Source organism: Salinarimonas sp., assembly GCF_040111675.1.
GTDB lineage: Bacteria > Pseudomonadota > Alphaproteobacteria > Rhizobiales > Beijerinckiaceae > Salinarimonas.
In genome coordinates this window covers 5,273,339-5,288,833 of the sequence record NZ_CP157794.1, presented here as the reverse complement: position 1 = coordinate 5,288,833, position 15,495 = coordinate 5,273,339, and the positions used below count along the sequence as shown (strand labels likewise).

At 72.2% G+C, this 15,495-nt stretch carries 18 protein-coding genes and 1 tRNA gene; 4 read left to right on the top strand and 15 right to left on the bottom strand.

Going from position 1 to position 15,495, the window contains the following annotated elements; all coding sequences use genetic code 11:
• Positions 1 to 58: 58 nt before the first annotated feature.
• From hemW to ABL310_RS24610, 3 genes are read right to left on the bottom strand one after another with little or no spacing between them, the layout of a single operon-like run.
• A complete protein-coding gene (gene hemW, locus ABL310_RS24620; protein ID WP_349369625.1) occupies positions 59 to 1,222 on the bottom strand; it encodes a radical SAM family heme chaperone HemW in 1,164 nt (387 codons plus the stop codon).
• Between the two features lie 53 nt (positions 1,223 to 1,275).
• Positions 1,276 to 1,602, bottom strand: a complete 327-nt coding sequence (locus ABL310_RS24615; RefSeq protein WP_349369624.1) for an AzlD domain-containing protein — start codon at positions 1,600 to 1,602, stop codon at positions 1,276 to 1,278.
• A complete protein-coding gene (locus ABL310_RS24610; RefSeq protein ID WP_349369623.1) occupies positions 1,589 to 2,305 on the bottom strand; it encodes an AzlC family ABC transporter permease in 717 nt (238 codons plus the stop codon). The genes ABL310_RS24615 and ABL310_RS24610 overlap by 14 nt, the downstream gene beginning before the upstream one ends.
• Before the next feature lie 173 nt (positions 2,306 to 2,478).
• On the opposite strand from ABL310_RS24610, the gene ubiG reads away from it, so the two are divergent.
• On the top strand, positions 2,479 to 3,261 hold the full coding sequence (gene ubiG / locus ABL310_RS24605; protein ID WP_349369622.1) for a bifunctional 2-polyprenyl-6-hydroxyphenol methylase/3-demethylubiquinol 3-O-methyltransferase UbiG: 783 nt from the start codon (positions 2,479 to 2,481) through the stop codon (positions 3,259 to 3,261).
• Between the two features lie 39 nt (positions 3,262 to 3,300).
• On the opposite strand, the gene rpsU is transcribed toward ubiG, so the two are convergent.
• The 4 genes from rpsU to grxC all read right to left on the bottom strand — a co-directional run bounded on the left by rpsU (position 3,301) and on the right by grxC (position 5,529).
• Entirely contained in the window at positions 3,301 to 3,543 is a 243-nt protein-coding gene (gene rpsU, locus ABL310_RS24600) for a 30S ribosomal protein S21 (RefSeq protein ID WP_349369621.1), read from the bottom strand.
• Positions 3,544 to 3,827: 284 nt separating this feature from the next.
• Positions 3,828 to 4,334, bottom strand: a complete 507-nt coding sequence (locus tag ABL310_RS24595; RefSeq protein ID WP_349369620.1) for a DUF1178 family protein — start codon at positions 4,332 to 4,334, stop codon at positions 3,828 to 3,830.
• Positions 4,335 to 4,413: 79 nt separating this feature from the next.
• On the bottom strand, positions 4,414 to 5,256 hold the full coding sequence (locus ABL310_RS24590) for a carbon-nitrogen hydrolase family protein (protein WP_349369619.1): 843 nt from the start codon (positions 5,254 to 5,256) through the stop codon (positions 4,414 to 4,416).
• A 15-nt stretch (positions 5,257 to 5,271) separates the two neighbouring features.
• The gene (grxC, locus tag ABL310_RS24585) at positions 5,272 to 5,529 is read right to left on the bottom strand and encodes a glutaredoxin 3 (protein ID WP_349369618.1); all 258 of its coding nucleotides are present in this window, start codon (positions 5,527 to 5,529) and stop codon (positions 5,272 to 5,274) included.
• 480 nt (positions 5,530 to 6,009) lie between these two features.
• Here grxC and ABL310_RS24580 point away from each other — a divergent pair, with 480 nt between their 5' ends.
• Positions 6,010 to 6,345, top strand: coding sequence for a hypothetical protein (locus ABL310_RS24580; protein ID WP_349369617.1), 336 nt, complete (start codon positions 6,010 to 6,012; stop codon positions 6,343 to 6,345).
• Positions 6,346 to 6,366: 21 nt separating this feature from the next.
• Here the strand turns inward: ABL310_RS24580 and ABL310_RS24575 are convergent, their stop codons facing one another.
• Together ABL310_RS24575 and ABL310_RS24570 are read right to left on the bottom strand one after the other, a co-directional pair.
• On the bottom strand, positions 6,367 to 8,148 hold the full coding sequence (locus tag ABL310_RS24575; RefSeq protein WP_349369616.1) for a mechanosensitive ion channel domain-containing protein: 1,782 nt from the start codon (positions 8,146 to 8,148) through the stop codon (positions 6,367 to 6,369).
• Positions 8,149 to 8,256: 108 nt separating this feature from the next.
• Positions 8,257 to 8,538, bottom strand: a complete 282-nt coding sequence (locus tag ABL310_RS24570) for a DUF6356 family protein (RefSeq protein ID WP_349369615.1) — start codon at positions 8,536 to 8,538, stop codon at positions 8,257 to 8,259.
• A gap of 117 nt (positions 8,539 to 8,655) precedes the next feature.
• Here ABL310_RS24570 and ABL310_RS24565 point away from each other — a divergent pair, with 117 nt between their 5' ends.
• The gene (locus tag ABL310_RS24565) at positions 8,656 to 9,129 is read left to right on the top strand and encodes an Lrp/AsnC family transcriptional regulator (protein ID WP_349369614.1); all 474 of its coding nucleotides are present in this window, start codon (positions 8,656 to 8,658) and stop codon (positions 9,127 to 9,129) included.
• 28 nt (positions 9,130 to 9,157) lie between these two features.
• Here ABL310_RS24565 and ABL310_RS24560 read toward each other — a convergent pair whose 3' ends face one another.
• The 3 genes from ABL310_RS24560 to ABL310_RS24550 form a co-directional block, all read right to left on the bottom strand.
• Entirely contained in the window at positions 9,158 to 10,477 is a 1,320-nt protein-coding gene (locus ABL310_RS24560; protein WP_349369613.1) for an aminotransferase class I/II-fold pyridoxal phosphate-dependent enzyme, read from the bottom strand.
• Positions 10,478 to 10,561: 84 nt separating this feature from the next.
• Entirely contained in the window at positions 10,562 to 11,584 is a 1,023-nt protein-coding gene (locus ABL310_RS24555) for a complex I NDUFA9 subunit family protein (protein ID WP_349369612.1), read from the bottom strand.
• Between the two features lie 99 nt (positions 11,585 to 11,683).
• On the bottom strand, positions 11,684 to 12,049 hold the full coding sequence (locus tag ABL310_RS24550; protein ID WP_349369611.1) for a hypothetical protein: 366 nt from the start codon (positions 12,047 to 12,049) through the stop codon (positions 11,684 to 11,686).
• A gap of 254 nt (positions 12,050 to 12,303) precedes the next feature.
• Here ABL310_RS24550 and ABL310_RS24545 point away from each other — a divergent pair.
• Positions 12,304 to 12,389, top strand: a tRNA-Leu gene (locus tag ABL310_RS24545).
• Between the two features lie 130 nt (positions 12,390 to 12,519).
• Here the strand turns inward: ABL310_RS24545 and ABL310_RS24540 are convergent.
• The 3 genes from ABL310_RS24540 to ABL310_RS24530 all read right to left on the bottom strand — a co-directional run bounded on the left by ABL310_RS24540 (position 12,520) and on the right by ABL310_RS24530 (position 15,448).
• The gene (locus tag ABL310_RS24540) at positions 12,520 to 14,337 is read right to left on the bottom strand and encodes a di-heme-cytochrome C peroxidase (RefSeq protein WP_349369610.1); all 1,818 of its coding nucleotides are present in this window, start codon (positions 14,335 to 14,337) and stop codon (positions 12,520 to 12,522) included.
• Between the two features lie 183 nt (positions 14,338 to 14,520).
• Positions 14,521 to 14,964: a low molecular weight phosphatase family protein gene (locus ABL310_RS24535; protein WP_349369609.1), complete on the bottom strand. Its 444-nt coding sequence runs from the start codon at positions 14,962 to 14,964 to the stop codon at positions 14,521 to 14,523.
• Between the two features lie 4 nt (positions 14,965 to 14,968).
• Positions 14,969 to 15,448 carry a UPF0262 family protein gene (locus ABL310_RS24530; RefSeq protein WP_349369608.1) on the bottom strand — a complete coding sequence of 160 codons (480 nt, stop codon included), beginning with the start codon at positions 15,446 to 15,448 and terminating at the stop codon, positions 14,969 to 14,971.
• Positions 15,449 to 15,495: the final 47 nt, after the last annotated feature.

Here is a 15,495-nt window from a genome sequence, read left to right as displayed (position 1 = left end):
CCTCGTGCCTTCGCAGAGGGATACGCACGGGGAGACGAAACGGGTTCGCCCGCGCGCCTCAGGCGGCGAGGTCGGCGACCACCGCGTCGAGCACCGGAAAGCCTTCGTTCGTCACGGCCAGGCGGCCGTCGGGATGCTGCGCGATCATGCCGTGCTCGACGAGCGCGGCGATCCGCCGCGCGTCGAGGCTGCGGCCGGAGAGCGCCTCGTAGGTCTTCGGGTCGACGCCCTCCGACAGCCGCAGCCCCATCAGCAGGTACTCGTCCCCCTGCTCGCTCGCGCCGAGCACCTCGGTGTCGATCACGCCGTTGCCGTCGCGCTCCACCCGCTCGAGCCAGGTCTCGGGATGCTTCTCGGTCGCGGTGGCGATGCGGCCCTCGTTGGTGACGAGCCGGCCGTGCGCGCCGGGGCCGATGCCGGCATATTCGCCGTAGCGCCAATAGACGAGATTGTGCCGCGATTCGGCGCCGGGCCGCGCGTGGTTCGAGATCTCGTAGGCCGGCAGCCCCGCCGCCTCGCAGACCTCCTGCGTCACGTCCCACAGCGCCCGCGCCTCGTCCGGCGTCGGGATCACGAGCTTGCCGGCCCGGTGGAGCTTCTCGAACCAGGTGTCGGGCTCGATGGTGAGCTGGTAGAGCGAGAGATGCTCGGCCGCCCGCCCGATCGCCCGGCGCAGCTCGGCCGCCCAGGCGTCGGGCGTATGGCCCGGCCGGGCGTAGATCAGGTCGAAGGAATAGCGCTCGAAATGCGCCTCCGCCACGCCCACGGCGGCCAGCGCCTCGGCGGCGGAGTGCATCCGCCCGAGCGCCCTGAGGTCCGGGTCGTTCAACGCCTGCACGCCGAGCGAGACGCGGTTCACGCCCGCGGCGCGGTAGCCCGCGAAGCGCGTCGCCTCGACGCTGGTCGGGTTCGCCTCGAGCGTCACCTCCGCGTCCGGCGCGACGCTCCAGGCGCCGCCGATGGCGTCGAGGATCGCGCCCACCGTCTGCGGCTTCATCAGCGAGGGCGTGCCGCCGCCGAAGAAGACGCTCGACACGGTGCGCCCCGGCGCCAGCCCCGCGGCGTAGGCGATTTCCCGTTCGAACGCCGCGAGGAAGCGCGCCTCGTCGGGCGGCGCCTGACGGACGTGGCTGTTGAAATCGCAATACGGGCACTTCGAGGCGCAGAAGGGCCAGTGCACGTACACGCCGAATCCGGCGGCGGAGGTGGGATGGGCGCTCATGTCGATGCGAGATGTGACCCCGCGCGCGCGATTTGGCAACAGCGCGGGGCGAGTCACAGCCCCACGAGCCGCGCCAGCGACACCGCCGCGAGCCCGGCGGCGACGCCGGCGAGCTCGATGCGGGTGACCGTCATCACCGCGATCGCCGCGGCGAGGCCGAGAATGGCGGAGAAGCCCGCCTGCGCCGCGACGGGGAGGATCGTCGCGATCACGATGGAGCCGGGGAGCGCGCGCAGGGCCCGCTCGATCCGCGGGGTGATTCGCATCCGGCTCATGAACACGATGCCGGAGGCGCGGCAGAGATAGGTCGCGACCGTCATCAGCGCGACGGCGACGTAGTCCCCGGCGGGGCCGGCGAGGAGGCCCTCAAGCGCGGTCATCGAGGAGGGCTCCCGCGGCCGCGCCGGCGAGCGCGCCGACGATGATGAAGGCGTAGCCCTCGACGAGGACGCTGGTGAGGAGGGCGACGGCGCCCGCGACGAACCAGGGGATCGCCGGGCGCAGGCCCTTCCACAGAGGCACCAGCATCACCGAGAAGAACACCGGCATGACGAGGTCGAGGCCGAAGGCGCGCGGGTTCGTCACCAGCGCGCCGGCGAGATAGCCCGGCAGGGTCGCGACGACCCAGATCACCCACAAGGTCGCCCCGGCGCCGAGGATGACGCCGAGATCGCGGCCGCGATCGGCGTGATAGCGGGTGGCGACGAGCCAGCTCGCATCGGTGAGGAGAAAGAAGTTGAGGAGGTTCAGGCCCTTCGGCATGCCGCGGATGTGCGGAGAGATCGCCGCGCCCATCAGCACCATGCGCCCGTTGATCGTCGCCGTCACCGCCATGAGGTAGAGGAGGGTGGGCAGCGACCAGACCTCGCGCCAGAGCTCGAGCGCCACCATCTGCGAGGCGCCGGCGAAGACGAAGGCGGAGAGCGAGAGCGTCAGCCAGACGTCGAAGCCCTTCTGCGCCGCCGCCGCGCCGAAGGCCGTGCCGAACACGATCACGCCGGGCACGAGCGGCAGGGTGAGCCGTGCGCCGGTGAGCGCGCCCGCGAGCGTCAGCGGCGCGGAGGTTTTGGAGGCGTCGCGCATGGGTGTCCGTCTTCGATGTCGCGGATGCGTCGGATAGACCGGCGCGGGGTGCGCGCGCAATCGCCCCGCACGCGCAGCCGGCATGCGCGGGGCGGTGCACGGGTGCGCGCGCGGCCTTGACCGCGGGCGCGTTCGGGCGAAGTAAGGGGCGTCCCGTCGAGGAGGTGAGCCCCATGTCCGCCGAAGCCCGCGCCGATCAGGCCCCGCACGATCCGGCCGTCGATCCCGACGAGGTCGCCCGCTTCGAGCGCATCGCGCGGACCTGGTGGGACCCCAAGGGCCCCATGCGCACGCTGCACAAGTTCAACCCCGTGCGGCTCTCCTACATCCGCGATCACGTCGCCGCGCAGTTCGGCCGCGACCCGAAGGACGGCGCGCCGCTCTCCGGCCTGACGCTGCTCGACGTCGGCTGCGGCGGCGGGCTCCTCACGGAGCCGCTGGCGCGGCTCGGCGCCGAGGCCAAGGGCCTCGACCCGGCGCCGACCAACGTCGAGGTGGCGCGGCTCCACGCCGAGCGCTCCGGCGTGCCGGTCACCTACGCGCAGGAGACGGTGGAGGCCGTGGTCGCCCGCGGCGAGCGCTTCGACGTGGTGATCTCGATGGAGGTGGTGGAGCACGTTCCGGACCCGGCCGCCTTCACCCGTACCTGCGCGCAGGCGGTGAAGCCAGGCGGGCTTCTGTTCATGGCGACGATCAACCGCACGCTGAAGGCGTGGGGCCTCGCCATCGTCGGGGCGGAATACGTGCTCGGCTGGCTGCCGAAGGGCACCCACGAACGGGACAAGTTCGTCACGCCCGACGAGCTCGAGGCAGCCATGCGCGAGGGCGGCCTGTCGGTGCGCGAGGTGACGGGCGTCACCTACAATCCGCTGCGGGACAGCTGGGGCCTCTCCCGCGACAAGGCCGTGAACTACATGGCCTATGCGGAGCGCCCGGGGGCCCGACCGGGGGCGTGACGAGAGCCGAGCGGGCGCGCGCCCGCCCGGGAGCCCGCGTCAGCGGCGGCCGCCGGCGGCGACCTTCTTGCGGGCCGGGAGCAGGCCCTCGCGCTGCGCCTGCTTGCGCGCGATCTTGCGGGCGCGGCGGACGGCCTCGGCCTTCTCGCGGGCGCGCTTCTCGGAGGGCTTCTCGAACGAGCGGCGCTTCTTCATCTCGCGGAACACGCCCTCGCGCTGCATCTTCTTCTTGAGGACGCGGAGGGCCTGGTCGACGTTGTTGTCGCGAACGAGTACCTGCAAAAACTCTCTCCTCGGTCTGTGCGGCCGCTCGGGGGCCGCGAATGGCGTAACGATCGCGCCGCCGGCGTTGCAGGCCGGGGCGAAGGTCCGGACTCGGTAGAGGGCGAGCCTGGGCGACGAGCCGGGCGGGAACCCGACGCGGGGCCGATCGCGCAACGGGCGACGACCCCGACGAAACGCGCCGGCGTGCGAGAACGCGAGCGCGAGCGCGGCGACGGACGCCGCGCGCATCACCGTCGATTATGGGGCTTCAGGCTCGGATTGCAAGCCGGAAGGAGACGAGCTCAATTCCGCTCGTCCGGCAGGACCGGCAGCGGCGCGATCGGGACGCCGTCCTCGATCAGCTCCTCGATCTCGTCCCGGTCGGCCTGGCCCATGATGAAGCGCTCGGGCGCGTCGCCCGCATGGATGCGGCGCGCCTCCTCGGGGAAGCTTCGGCCGACGTCCTCGGCGTTGGCCTCGACATAGGCGCGCAGCTCCCGGATCGCGGCGCGCATGCGCTGGTGCTCCTCGGAGAGGAGCGCAGGCGGCGGCGCGGGCGCGGGGACCGGAGCCGGGGCGGGCGCGGAGGCGGGCGCCGGAGGAGACGCCTCCGGCTCCGCCGCGGGGCGAGACGGGGCGCGGTCGGTTCGGGCCACCGAGGGCGCCATGATCTGCTTGGTCACCGTCGCCGAGTCGCAGACCGGACATGTCACGAGGCCCCGCGCCGCCTGCTCGTCGTAGGCGGCGGCCGAGGGGAACCAGCTCTCGAAGGCGTGCCCGCTGTCGCAGGCCAGGGCATAGCGGATCATGGGCTCAGGGTGACGCGAAACCGGCTGATAAACCTTAAATGGCCGTGCTCCCGCCGCAAGGCAAGCCCGCCGTCCGGCGTCACTGCGCGGCGAGGGGCCGCGCCGTCTCGAGCCGCACGGGCCGCGTGTGGGCGAGCGAGGGGATGCGCCCGCGGGCCCGCCCGACCTCGGCGAGGTCGATTTCCGCCATGACGAGGCCCGGCTCCGCGTCGCCCTCGGCGAGGACGCGGCCCCAGGGGTCGACCACGATCGAATGTCCGTAGGTCTCCCGCCCGTCCTCGTGACGCCCGCCCTGGGCGGCGGAGATCATGAAGGCGCCGTTCTCGATGGCGCGGGCGCGCTGCAGCACGCTCCAGTGCGCCTCGCCCGTCTGGCGGGTGAAGGCCGCCGGCGCGGTGAGGATCGCCGCCCCGGCCTCGGCATAGGCGCGGTAGAGATAGGGAAAGCGCACGTCGTAGCAGATCGAGACGCCGATCGGCGCGATCGGCGTCGCGGCGAGGACGGCGCATTCGCCGCCGACATAGGTCGCCGATTCGCGCCAGGTCTCGCCGTTGGGCAGGTCGACGTCGAACAGGTGGATCTTGTCGTAGGTGGCGAGGATCTCCCCGTCGGGCGCGATCACCACCGCGCGGTTCGCGACCTTGTCGCCGACGCGCACGGCCAGCGAGCCGAGATGGACGGTGACCCGCGCCTCGCGCGCGACCTCCCGCAGGGCGGCGATGGTCTCGTCCTCGTCCGGCTGGCGGATCTTCTCGAAGAGCGCCGCCTTGTCCCGCTCGAGCAGCGCCGTCATCTCCGGCGTCTGCACGTAGGCCGCGCCGGCGGCGGCCGCCTCTCGCACGCGCGCCACCGCCTCCGCGCGATTGGCCGCGGGATCGCGGGAGGAGCGCATCTGCACGCAGGCGACGACGAGGCGGGACATGGGAGGAGCCTCCGGTCAGGCGGCGAGCAGCGGGTCGAGCCGCCCGGCGCGATCCATCGCCGAGAGATCGTCGTAGCCGCCGACATGCGTCTCGCCGACGAAGATCTGCGGCACGGTGGTGCGGCCGTTCGCACGATCGATCATCTCGCGCCGCCGCTGCGGCTCGCGCTCGATGTCGATGACGGTATAGGCGGCGCCCTTCTTGTCGAGCAGCGTCTTCGCCGCGATGCAATAGGGGCACCAGGCTCGCAGGTAGATCTCGATGGGCTTCATGCTGGGCTCGCTCCGTGGACGAGGGAGCATATAGGAAGCGATGGGCGCAGCGCTACGGGGGCGCGGCTGAGCGGTGACGAGAACAGTCAATTTCCGGCTGAGATTCAATTGACGCGCAATCCCGTCGCCATTACGCTTCTGCCGTTCGTGGGGGACCGATGATGGCGAGGCGGCGCGCAAACCTCGACAGCGGCAGACCGGCGCGTTTCGGCGCGTCACCGGTCCTCGGCGTCGCCACGTATGAGGCCGAAGCGCCACCCGTCGGTTCGCGATCCTCTCAGCGCGCGGGCAGCCCGCCCGACCGCCTTCCGTCCGAGCCCCTCGCACCGGAGGAATTGGCGGCCGAGATGTTCGAGCGTCTCCGCGACGAGCTCGCCCACCGCGTCGACGACGTGAGTGTCGCGGCGCCCGAACGCCACCGTGAGGCCATCCGGAGCCGGTTGCGCGGTGCGGGGCTGCTGAACTAGGGCCGTCGAGAGCATGGACTGGCGCGTCAAGGCGGCGGAGGCCGCCCAGAACATCGCGGACAAGCTCCGGATCCCGGAGACCATCAAGTCCCTGCAGGATTCGCAGAACGATCTCACGGAGGCGCTGGTCACCTCGTCCGACCGGGTCACCCTGCTCGAGGCGAAGGTCGAGGCCGTGAAGGCGGAGGCGACGCTCGACGCGCTGCGGGAGACGCAGGCGGCCGTGACGCGCGTCCACGGCTCGCTGGAGGAGCGCGTCGCGCGGCTGGAGGCGAAGCTGGCCGTGATCGAGGCGGGCCGCCCCGCCGCCGATGGGCAGCCCGGGCCGAGGTCGCTCCCCGCGGGCTGAGCCGGTTCTCTCGTCCTGTCGTCAGCCCGCTCCGCCCGTCGCGCCGGATCTGGTCGATGCCGCCGCCGCGGCCGGGTGGATCGACACCGCCGACGCGGCCTCCGTCCGCGCCGCCGTCGCGGGGCGCGACGCCGCGGCGCCCTCGTCGTCGCCGACGAGCACGCGCCGGCGCGGCAGGTAGGCGCCGCCGTCGAGCCCCTTGAGCCAGGCGACCAGCGCCTCGCGCACCTCGTTGTGCAGGCGCCAGGAGGCCAGCGCGTCGATGCCCGGCAGCCAGATCCAGAGCACCGCGTGCTCGCCGTCGGCCTCGACCATCTCCACGGTCGGCGGCGCGGTGAGCCGCGCGTCGCCGTCGACGATCCGCTCGACCTCGGCCCGCACGCGGCCGACGTCGATCCTGTAGTCCACCGCCAGCTTGACGATGCGCTTCACCGCCTCGCCCTCCTTCGACCAGTTCTCGAAGGGCCGGGAGAGGAAGTCGGAATGGGGCACGATGAGGCGCGTGTCGGTCCAGGTGCGCAGCACCGTGTGGGCGAAGGAGATGTCCTCCACCGTCGACCAATGCCCGTCGTAGACCACGACGTCGCCGATGCGCACGGGGTCGGTCATGGCGATCTGCAGCCCCGAGACCATGTTGCCGAGGAGCGGGCGCGCGGCGATGGCGACGAGCACGCCGAGCGCGCCGGCGGACGCGAGGATCGACAGGCCGAGATTCTGGAACACCCCGACGCGCAGGAGCACGTAGCCGACGGCGACGATCGCGACCAGCACCACCGTGAGGCGGCGCACGACGTAGACCGTCGTCTTGATGCGGCGGTTCTCCGGATCGTCCGGCGCCAGCGGGACCACGTAGCGCTCGCTCAGGCGCCGCGTGCCCGCCGCGACGAGACGCAGGAGCAGCCAGACCGCGGCGACCAGCGCCACCACCTCCGAGCCGACGTCGAGCTGCGAGGCGACCGGCCCCGTGAGCAGCACCAGCCGCTCCGTCCCGATGCGGAAGGCGATCGCCGCGACCAGCGTGGCGAACGGCCAGACGGCGTGCCGCGCCTCGCGGCGCCCGGGCCGCGGCAGCCGGCGGGCGAGGGTGCGCACCCCGGCGACGAGCCCGATCCAGATCCCGGCGGCGCCCAGGAGAAGCACCGCGACCGCGCCCCATTCCCAGGCCGAGGGCCGCCCCAGCGTATCGAGCCGGCGCGACAGGGACATCCAGCGGGCGAGCAGCCCCGGCCTCTCCTCGGCGTAGAGCGCCGGCACGCGCTCCACCGCGAAGGGCGAGAACAGCCAGACCGGATCGCCCTCCCCCGTCCAGAAGCGCTGCAGGCTGATCGGCACGGGACGGCGGTCGAGCATCACGGAGCCGAGCTCCACCGAGCGGCGGCTGTAGGGGCTCACCGCCTGCTGCACTCCCGGCAGAACCCGTGCGTCGGGCTGGTCGGGGATGTCGGCCCAGTCGATCAGGTCGTAGCGGAAGAGGAGGAAGGCGAGCTCGAGGGCGAGCTCGGGCGCGCGCTCGGCCCGCGCCGCCTCGGGAATGGCGTTCAGGTTCAGGGCGTGCGCCGCGCGGGTGAACTCGTCGCGCCGGATGGCGTCGAGAAAGCTCTCCAGCGCCGCGCGCGGGGTGTCCAGCCGCAGCGGCGGCTCGGCCGGCTCGAGGCCGGCATTGATGCTCTCCACGCGGTAGGCGAAGGGCTCGGAGGCGCCCTCGCCCTCCTGCGCGCGCGGGCTCGACGCGAGCGCCAGCAGCGCGGCGAGCGCGACGAGGAGGGCGAGCCCGACCGGGGGAAGGAGACGCGGGAGGGGCACGGCGCGGGTCGCTTTGCGGCATCGACGCCGCGCGGCGTCGCGGCGTCGGTGGAGATGGCGTGGCCGCGGACAACGCGCTCGCCCGCGGCGAGTTTCGCGCCGGCCCTCTCAGCCGCGCCGCGCCGCGTGCGGCTCGCCGCCGCGCGCCCCGTCGTCAGCCGCGTGACGCGCGCCGTGGCGCGCGCGGTTCGTCACCATGCGCTCGTGCAGCGCGGCGACGGCGCGCGATCCGGTCTTCGTGAACAGGAACGGGAAGATCCCGTGCGCCAGGCAGGCGAGGCCGGCGCCGATCATGCGCACGCCGAAGGAGAAGGCGACGCCCATGTGCTCGAGGTAGCTCTCGCCGACGGAGGCGGGGTGATCGGTGAAGGACAGCTTCGGGCGGGACATCGGGAGCTCCATGCGCGGTGACGGCACGATGATGCCGTCCGGCGGTCGGCAGCGGTTTGCGATTTCGCGGCGTCTCGCCTAGGATCACGCAAGATTCCTCTGCCAAAGGCGGATCGCATGGAAAATCTCACCCTCGATGCGATCGATCGCAAAATCCTGTCCTGCCTTCAGGAGGACGCGACGCTCTCTCTCGAGGCCCTCGCGGCCCGCGTCGGGCTCTCGCCCTCGCCCTGCTGGCGGCGCATCCAGAAGCTCGAGCAGGCGGGCGTGATCGTGAAGCGCGTGGCGCTGCTCGACCCGGACAAGCTCAACGTGGGCGTGACCGTCTTCGTGATGGTGCGCACGAGCCGCCACGAGGCGGACTGGGCCGAGCGCTTCTGCGCGGCGGTGGCGAAGATCCCGGAAGTCGTCGAGCTCTACCGCATGAGCGGGCAGGTGGACTACCTCCTGCGCGTCGTCGTCCCCGACATCGCCGCCTACGACCGGGTCTACAAGCGCCTGATCGCGGTGGCGGACCTGTTCGACGTCTCCTCGTCCTTCGCCATGGAGCGGATCAAGAACACGACGGCGCTGCCGCTGGACTACGTGTGAGGCGCGGTCCGCACCACGCGCGGGCCTCTCAGGCCACGGCCCCGCCCTCCCCGCGCGCCTGCTGCTCGGCCTCCACCGCCGCCGCGAGGATGGCGAGCGCGATGCCCTCGGCGGCGGCCTTCACGTCTGGCAGCGCGGGGAAGCTCGGCGCGATGCGCAGGTTGGAATCGTGCGGATCCGCGCCGCCCGGCCATGTGGCGCCCGCCGGCGTCATGGCGACGCCGAGCGCCTTGGCGATCGCGACGACCTTCCGCGCCGTGCCCGGACGGACGTCCACCGAGACGAAATAGCCGCCCTTCGGCTCGACCCAGCGCGCTGCGCCGGTTCCCGCGAGGCGCGCGGCGAGCGCCTTCTCGACGGCGGCGAACTTGGGCGCCAGCAGCGCGCGGTGCTTGTCCATGTGCGCCGTCAGCCCCGCTTCGTCGCCGAAGAAGCGGACGTGGCGCAGCTGGTTGATCTTGTTGGGGCCGATGGTGCGCAGCCCGGCATTGGCCAGGTACCATTTCACGTTCGCCGGCGAGGAGCCGAAGAAGGAGAGGCCCGCCCCGGCGAGCGTCACCTTCGAGGTCGAGGCGAAGACGAAGGCGCGGTCCGGGTTGCCCGCCGCCGCACAGGCCTCGAGGACGTTCGCCAGCGTCTCGCCCGCGGGCGTGAGGTCGTGGACCGCGTAGGCGTTGTCCCAGAACAGCCGGAAATCGGGTGCGCCGGTCTCCATGCGCGCCAGCGCCTCGACCGTGTGCGGCGCGTAGGTCTCACCCGTCGGGTTCGAGTATTTCGGCACGCACCACATGCCTTTCACGGCCGGGTCCCGCACCGCCTCGGCGACGGCGTTCATGTCGGGCCCCTCGCCGGTGAGCGGCACGGGGATCATGCGCACGCCGTAGCCCTCCGTGATGGCGAAGTGCCGATCGTAGCCCGGGACCGGGCAGAGGAAGGCGATCCCGCCGGTCTCCCGGCCTCGCTGCTCCTGCCCCCACGGTCGCGCCCCGCCCGGCACGCCCTTGAGCAGCGCCCAGACCAGGCAATCGTGCATCAGCGCGAGCGACGCGTTCTCGCCGATCACCACCTGCTCCGGCGGCGCGCCGACCATGCAGGCGAACAGCCGCCGCGCCTCGGCGATGCCCTGCAGGCCGCCGTAATTGCGCGCGTCCTCGCCGGCTTCGGTGTGGTAGTCCCGGTTGCCGGGCAGCGTCAGCATCGCGTCGGCGAGATCGAGCTGCTCCGGCGCGGGCTTGCCGCGCGTCATGTCGAGCTTCAGGCCCCGGGCCCGGAAGGCCTCGATCTCGCGGGCGAGATCGACCGCGAGCGCCTGGAGCGCGTCGGTGGAGAGGTCGGCGAGAGCGGTCACGGCAAGCCTCCGTCGGCGCGGGAAACCGGTGAGGTTAAGGAGGCGGGCGCGGGCGGTGTCAAGCCGCCGACGCTCGGGATCCGCTCAACTCATCCGCGCCGTGTCGCGCGGATCGCGCGGCTCCTCGAATTGGCCGCGCTTGCGGAAGCGCTTGAGGTAGGCCGGCACGATCGCCTCGACGGCGGTGGGCTGCACGCCGATGCCCTCCAGCGTGCGTCCTTCGGCCTTCGCCGCCTCGGAGACGACGTTGTCGGAGGCGAGCATCTTCAGCTGGTCGCGGGTCAGCACGATCTCGTCCGGCATCAGGCCGAGCGTCACCTTGTCGAGCGTCTCGGTGATGGTCGCCTGGATGCGGGCGAGGCCGTCGGGCAGGGGCAGGATCGGGCGCCGGCGCTCGGTGTAGCGCAGCACCAGCTCGACCACCTCGCGGAAGGTGAAGATCTCCGGCCCGCCGAGCTCGTAGACCCTGCCGCCCTCCACCGTCCCGTCCATGGCCCGCGCGATGGCCTCGGCGACGTCGGCCGCGTAGACCGGCTGGAAGCGCGTCTTCGCGGAGGCGATCGGCATCACCGGCAGGGCGCGGGCGAGCACCGCGAAGCGCGAGAAGAAGCCGTCGCCCGGCCCGAAGACGATGGAGGGCCGGAACACGTGGGCGTTCGGCAAGGCGGCGAGGACGCGGGCCTCGCCCTCGGCCTTGGTGCGCCCGTAGCGGGATGCGCTCTGCGGGTCGGCGCCGATGGCGGAGACGTGGGCCAGCGGCACGCCGGCCTGCGCCGCGGCCCGGGCCACGGCCTCGGCGCCCTCGGTCTGGACGGCGGAGAACGTCTGCTTGCCGCTCTCCTGCAGGATGCCGACGAGGTTGACCGCGCCGTCGGCATTCTTCAGCGCGGCCGCGACCGAGTCCGGATAGCGCAGGTTCGCCTGGACCGGCATGATCTGCCCGACCACGCCGAGCGGCTGGAGATGGTAGGCGAGCTCGGGCCGGCGCACGGCCACGCGCACGCGGTAGCCGCGGCGGGCCAGCAGCTGGCAGACGTATCGCCCGAGAAAGCCGGACCCGCCGAAGACGGTGATCAGTTTCGCACTCGGCCAGCCTGACGCCTGCATGGTCACTCACCCCTCGCGTTCGCGTGCGGGGGTTCTCTAGAGCCTTCCGCGCGGCCTGGAAAGGGCGCGCCGCGAAAATGCCGCGGCCGCCGGTCGGGCTCAGTCGCGCCGCGGGATCTTCGGCACGCCGTGGCGGCCGCGGGCGCGCACCCGCACGGGCTGCAGCCGGACGGCGCGCTCGTCGTCGCGGCCGCCGCCGCCGGGGCCGCCGTCGAAGTCGTCGTCCTCTTCCCAGGGCAGCAGCATCACCGCGGTGGCGATGGCCGCGCCGCCGCAGGTGACGGACAGCCCGAGCGCCAGCATGACGATGGCGACGAAGCCGTTCGGGTCGGTGAGCGCGAGCGTCGCCACGCCGCGGAAGTCCACCGCCACGAGCAGAGCCGCGATGGCGAGGCCGAAGCCGATTCCCAGGAACCCGTTCACGACGAACAGGCGGATCAGCGGCTGCTTCATCAGGGCGCGCATGGGCCGCCCTCCTTTGCTCCGGGTCGATAGACGCCGGGCCCCGCGCCCGCGGTTATACGCATCCGGGCGGATCGTGGATCCATCGCCGTGAAGATTTCCTTGCGCCGCCCTGCTGCGCACCCGATCCAGGTGGCCCCGCCCGCGCCCGCCGCCAGCGCGACCCGCCGCCGCGGCCCGCGACCCGATCGCCGCCGCAAAATCGCGATTGACGCGGCCCCTGCGCATGTCTATGAACCCCTCCACCGCGAAAGCGGGCCCAGGTGGCGGAATTGGTAGACGCGCTGGTTTCAGGTACCAGTGGTTAACAGCCGTGGAGGTTCGAGTCCTCTCCTGGGCACCATCGTGGTGCTCCTCCCTCCGGACCCCGTCGACGATCGACCGCTCGCGTCGGCGCGCTCGGGCCGCAGCGCGCTTCGACCGGCCAGGGCGAGCGCCCCGGCCGGCTGTCGCGTCGCCCGCACCGCCCCGCGTCACAGCGTCTTCAGGTACTCCAGCAACGCCCGCTTCTCGTCGTCCGAGAGGTCCGTCCCGTATTCGTGGCCGCAGCGGCTGTCGCCCGAGGAGAGGTCGTCGCACCCGGTGGTGACGAGCGTGTGGTCGAAGGCGGTCTGCTCGGCGGCGAGGCCCACGGCTTCGATGTCGTAGGCCGGGCCCAGCTCGAACGACGCCACGCGCTCGGAGGCCGGCTTCAGCAGCTCGGCCAGCGTCGGCACCGAGCCGTTGTGCAGATAGGGCGCGGCCGCCCAGATCCCCTCCAGCACCCGCGATTCGTAGCCGCAGCCCGATTGCGGCTGGGCGCCGTCGCTCGGCGGCCGCGGGGCGGTGATACGGGCCAGCGCCTCGCTGCGGAACGCGCCGGCGAGATCGCGCAGCTCCGGAGGCAGGGCCGCCTCCAGCTCCTCGGTCGAGGCGTCGTCGCCGAGCGCGGCCTCCCGGTCCTCGAGAACATCGGATCGCCCGCCGCCGCGGAAGAAGTCCTGGACGATCCCGCCGAGGACGCTGGCAGCCAGCACGTCGAACGCCTTCGCCTCAGGGCCGAGATCGGCGACGAAGGGAATGCGGGCGCCGTTCATCACGCCGGTCTTCACCACGCGCGTCAGCACCTCGCATTCGCGCCGGTCGGTTCCGACGTCGACGATCGGCGTCTTCCAGGTGGTGTGCTCGAAGGAGCGGAAGGCGCCCTGCTGGATGCCGTGGCAGCTCACGCAGCCGCCGTCGGCCTCGTCGCGGTGGAAGATCTCCCCGCCGCGTCGCGCCAGGTCCTCGTCCACCGCCCAGGGCCAGCGCGGCGGGCCGATGTCCCAGATCAGGTCCTCGAGCGCGCGCAGGCCGTCGAAATTGGCGCTGTTGTTCGTGATGTAGTCCCTGTTGAGCCGCAGGAGCCCGCGTTGCTCGACCGGGTGGAAGATGGCGAAGACGCCGTAGACCTCGCCCAGGTTTCGCGACAGGCCGAGAATGTCGTTGCCGTTGTCGGCGAAGCCCGGCCATTGCGTCTTGTCCTGGCGCGCGGCGTTCCACAGGAACGGATAGCGCGTGGGCGCGTCCGCGAGCGCGATGTTCTCCTCGATGAGGAAGGTCGGCGCCTCTCCGAGATCGAGGCCGGCGAGGCGGTTGAAGATCATCGTGACCGCGTCGAGCCGGCCCGGGCCCCAGGAGGGATCGGGCAGCGAGCCCTGCATCAGCGCGTGGTAGCGCGCCTGCCAGATCTCGAAGTCGATCCGCAGGTCCTGGCGGTCGGCGTCGCTCGCGCCCGGACCGAGCACCGCGGTGGCGAAGGCGTCGAAGGCGTCCGCGCTCGCGAGCACGGCGGACGTCGCGGCGTCGAGATCCGAAAGGAAGGCCTGGAAGTCCACCATGGCCGGCCCGCCGTCGGCGCGGAAGGGCGTGCCGTTCACCGTGATCTCGCGGGTGTGGCAGGCCGCGCAGGTCATGCCGATCGAATCCGCGCCGTCGTACGGCGCCCGCGGCTCCGAGGCGACGGTGAAGCCAACGGGGATGTCCGGCGCGGGCGCGACGGGGTTCGGCAGGTAGCCGTAGCGCGCGAGGCTCCCGTCGAGAAAGGGCGTCCCGTCGGGCAGGGTCAGCGCCCGCATCCAGGCGAGCGGCATGATGCGCGAGCCCTGGTCCGTCACGTAGAAGGCCGAGCGTTTCGCTTCGGTCCAGGCCGCGCCCTGGTCGAGGAACACGGTCTGCGCCGCGGCGGGCGCCGCCGCGAGGAGGGCGATGGTGAGCGGGGCCGCGCGCGCGGCCGCGCGCAGGCCCGACCCCGCCGAAGAGCTGGTCGACATGCCGGAGATCCCCCGAGGGTTATACACGTGTTGGATGAACTCACAGTCACGCTAGCACGACCTAGAGATTCGCCCATGCGGGGGAGTACCTACCAGTCTGGATTGATTCCAGGACGGAGCGGACGCGCCGCGTCGGCGCGCCGGACATCGAGCGTTCCGCTCGCCGTTTCTTCTGATCACGTCCTACCGCAGCCGCGCCCGCACCCGCTCCATCAGCCAGTCCCGCGTCGCGCGATAGGCTTCGAGCCGCTGCTCGCGGGTGCCGGTCTCGATCGTCGGGTCCGGGGTCGGCCAGTACTCGACGTCGGCGGCGATGGTGCGGGTCAGCTCGAGGGCCGCGTGGTGGGCTTCCGGGGTGAGAGTGACGATCAGGTCGAAGCTGAGCCCCTCGTATTCCTCCAGCTCGTCCAGCGTGCGGCATTTGTGGCGCGAGGCGTCGATGCCGATCTCGTCGAGCACGGCGACCATGAACGGGTCCGGCGCATCCTCCTTGCGCACGCCGGCGGACTGGACGTAGGTGGACTTGCCGAAGAAATGCCGCGCCATGCTCTCCGCCATGGGCGAGCGCACGGCGTTGTAGTTGCACACGAACAGGACCGAATGGACGCGCTGGTCCCCGGCGGCCACGGGCTCAGCCCTTCCAGTGGAGGGCGAAGATCAGGGTGAAGATCCGCCGCGCCGTGTCGAAATCGATGTCGACCTTGCCCCGCAGGCGCTCCACCAGGAGCTCGGCCGCCTCGTTGTGCAGGCCGCGCCGGCCCATGTCGATCGCCTCGATCTTCTGCGGCGAGGCGGTGCGGATCGCCTCGTAATAGCTCTCGCAGACCGTGCGGTAGTCGCGGATCACCCGCCTGAAGGGGGTGAGCGAGAGCAGATGCGTCATCACCGGCTCGCCGCTCTCGGTCTGGATCTCGAAGGCGAGCTTGTTCTCGACGAGGCCGAGCTTCAGCGCGTAGGGCCCGTCTTCGCGGCCGGGCACCGCGAAGTGGTTGGCCTCGACGATGTCCCAGATCGCGATGGCGCGCTCGTGCTCCTGATCGGGGCTGCCGCGCCCGATCGAGGCCTCGTCGAGCACCACCCGCGCGAGCCTGTCTGTCGATGTCTCCGCCATCCGCGCTCCGTCCCCTGCCGCCGGCGACCCTAGCGCGACCGCGCGGC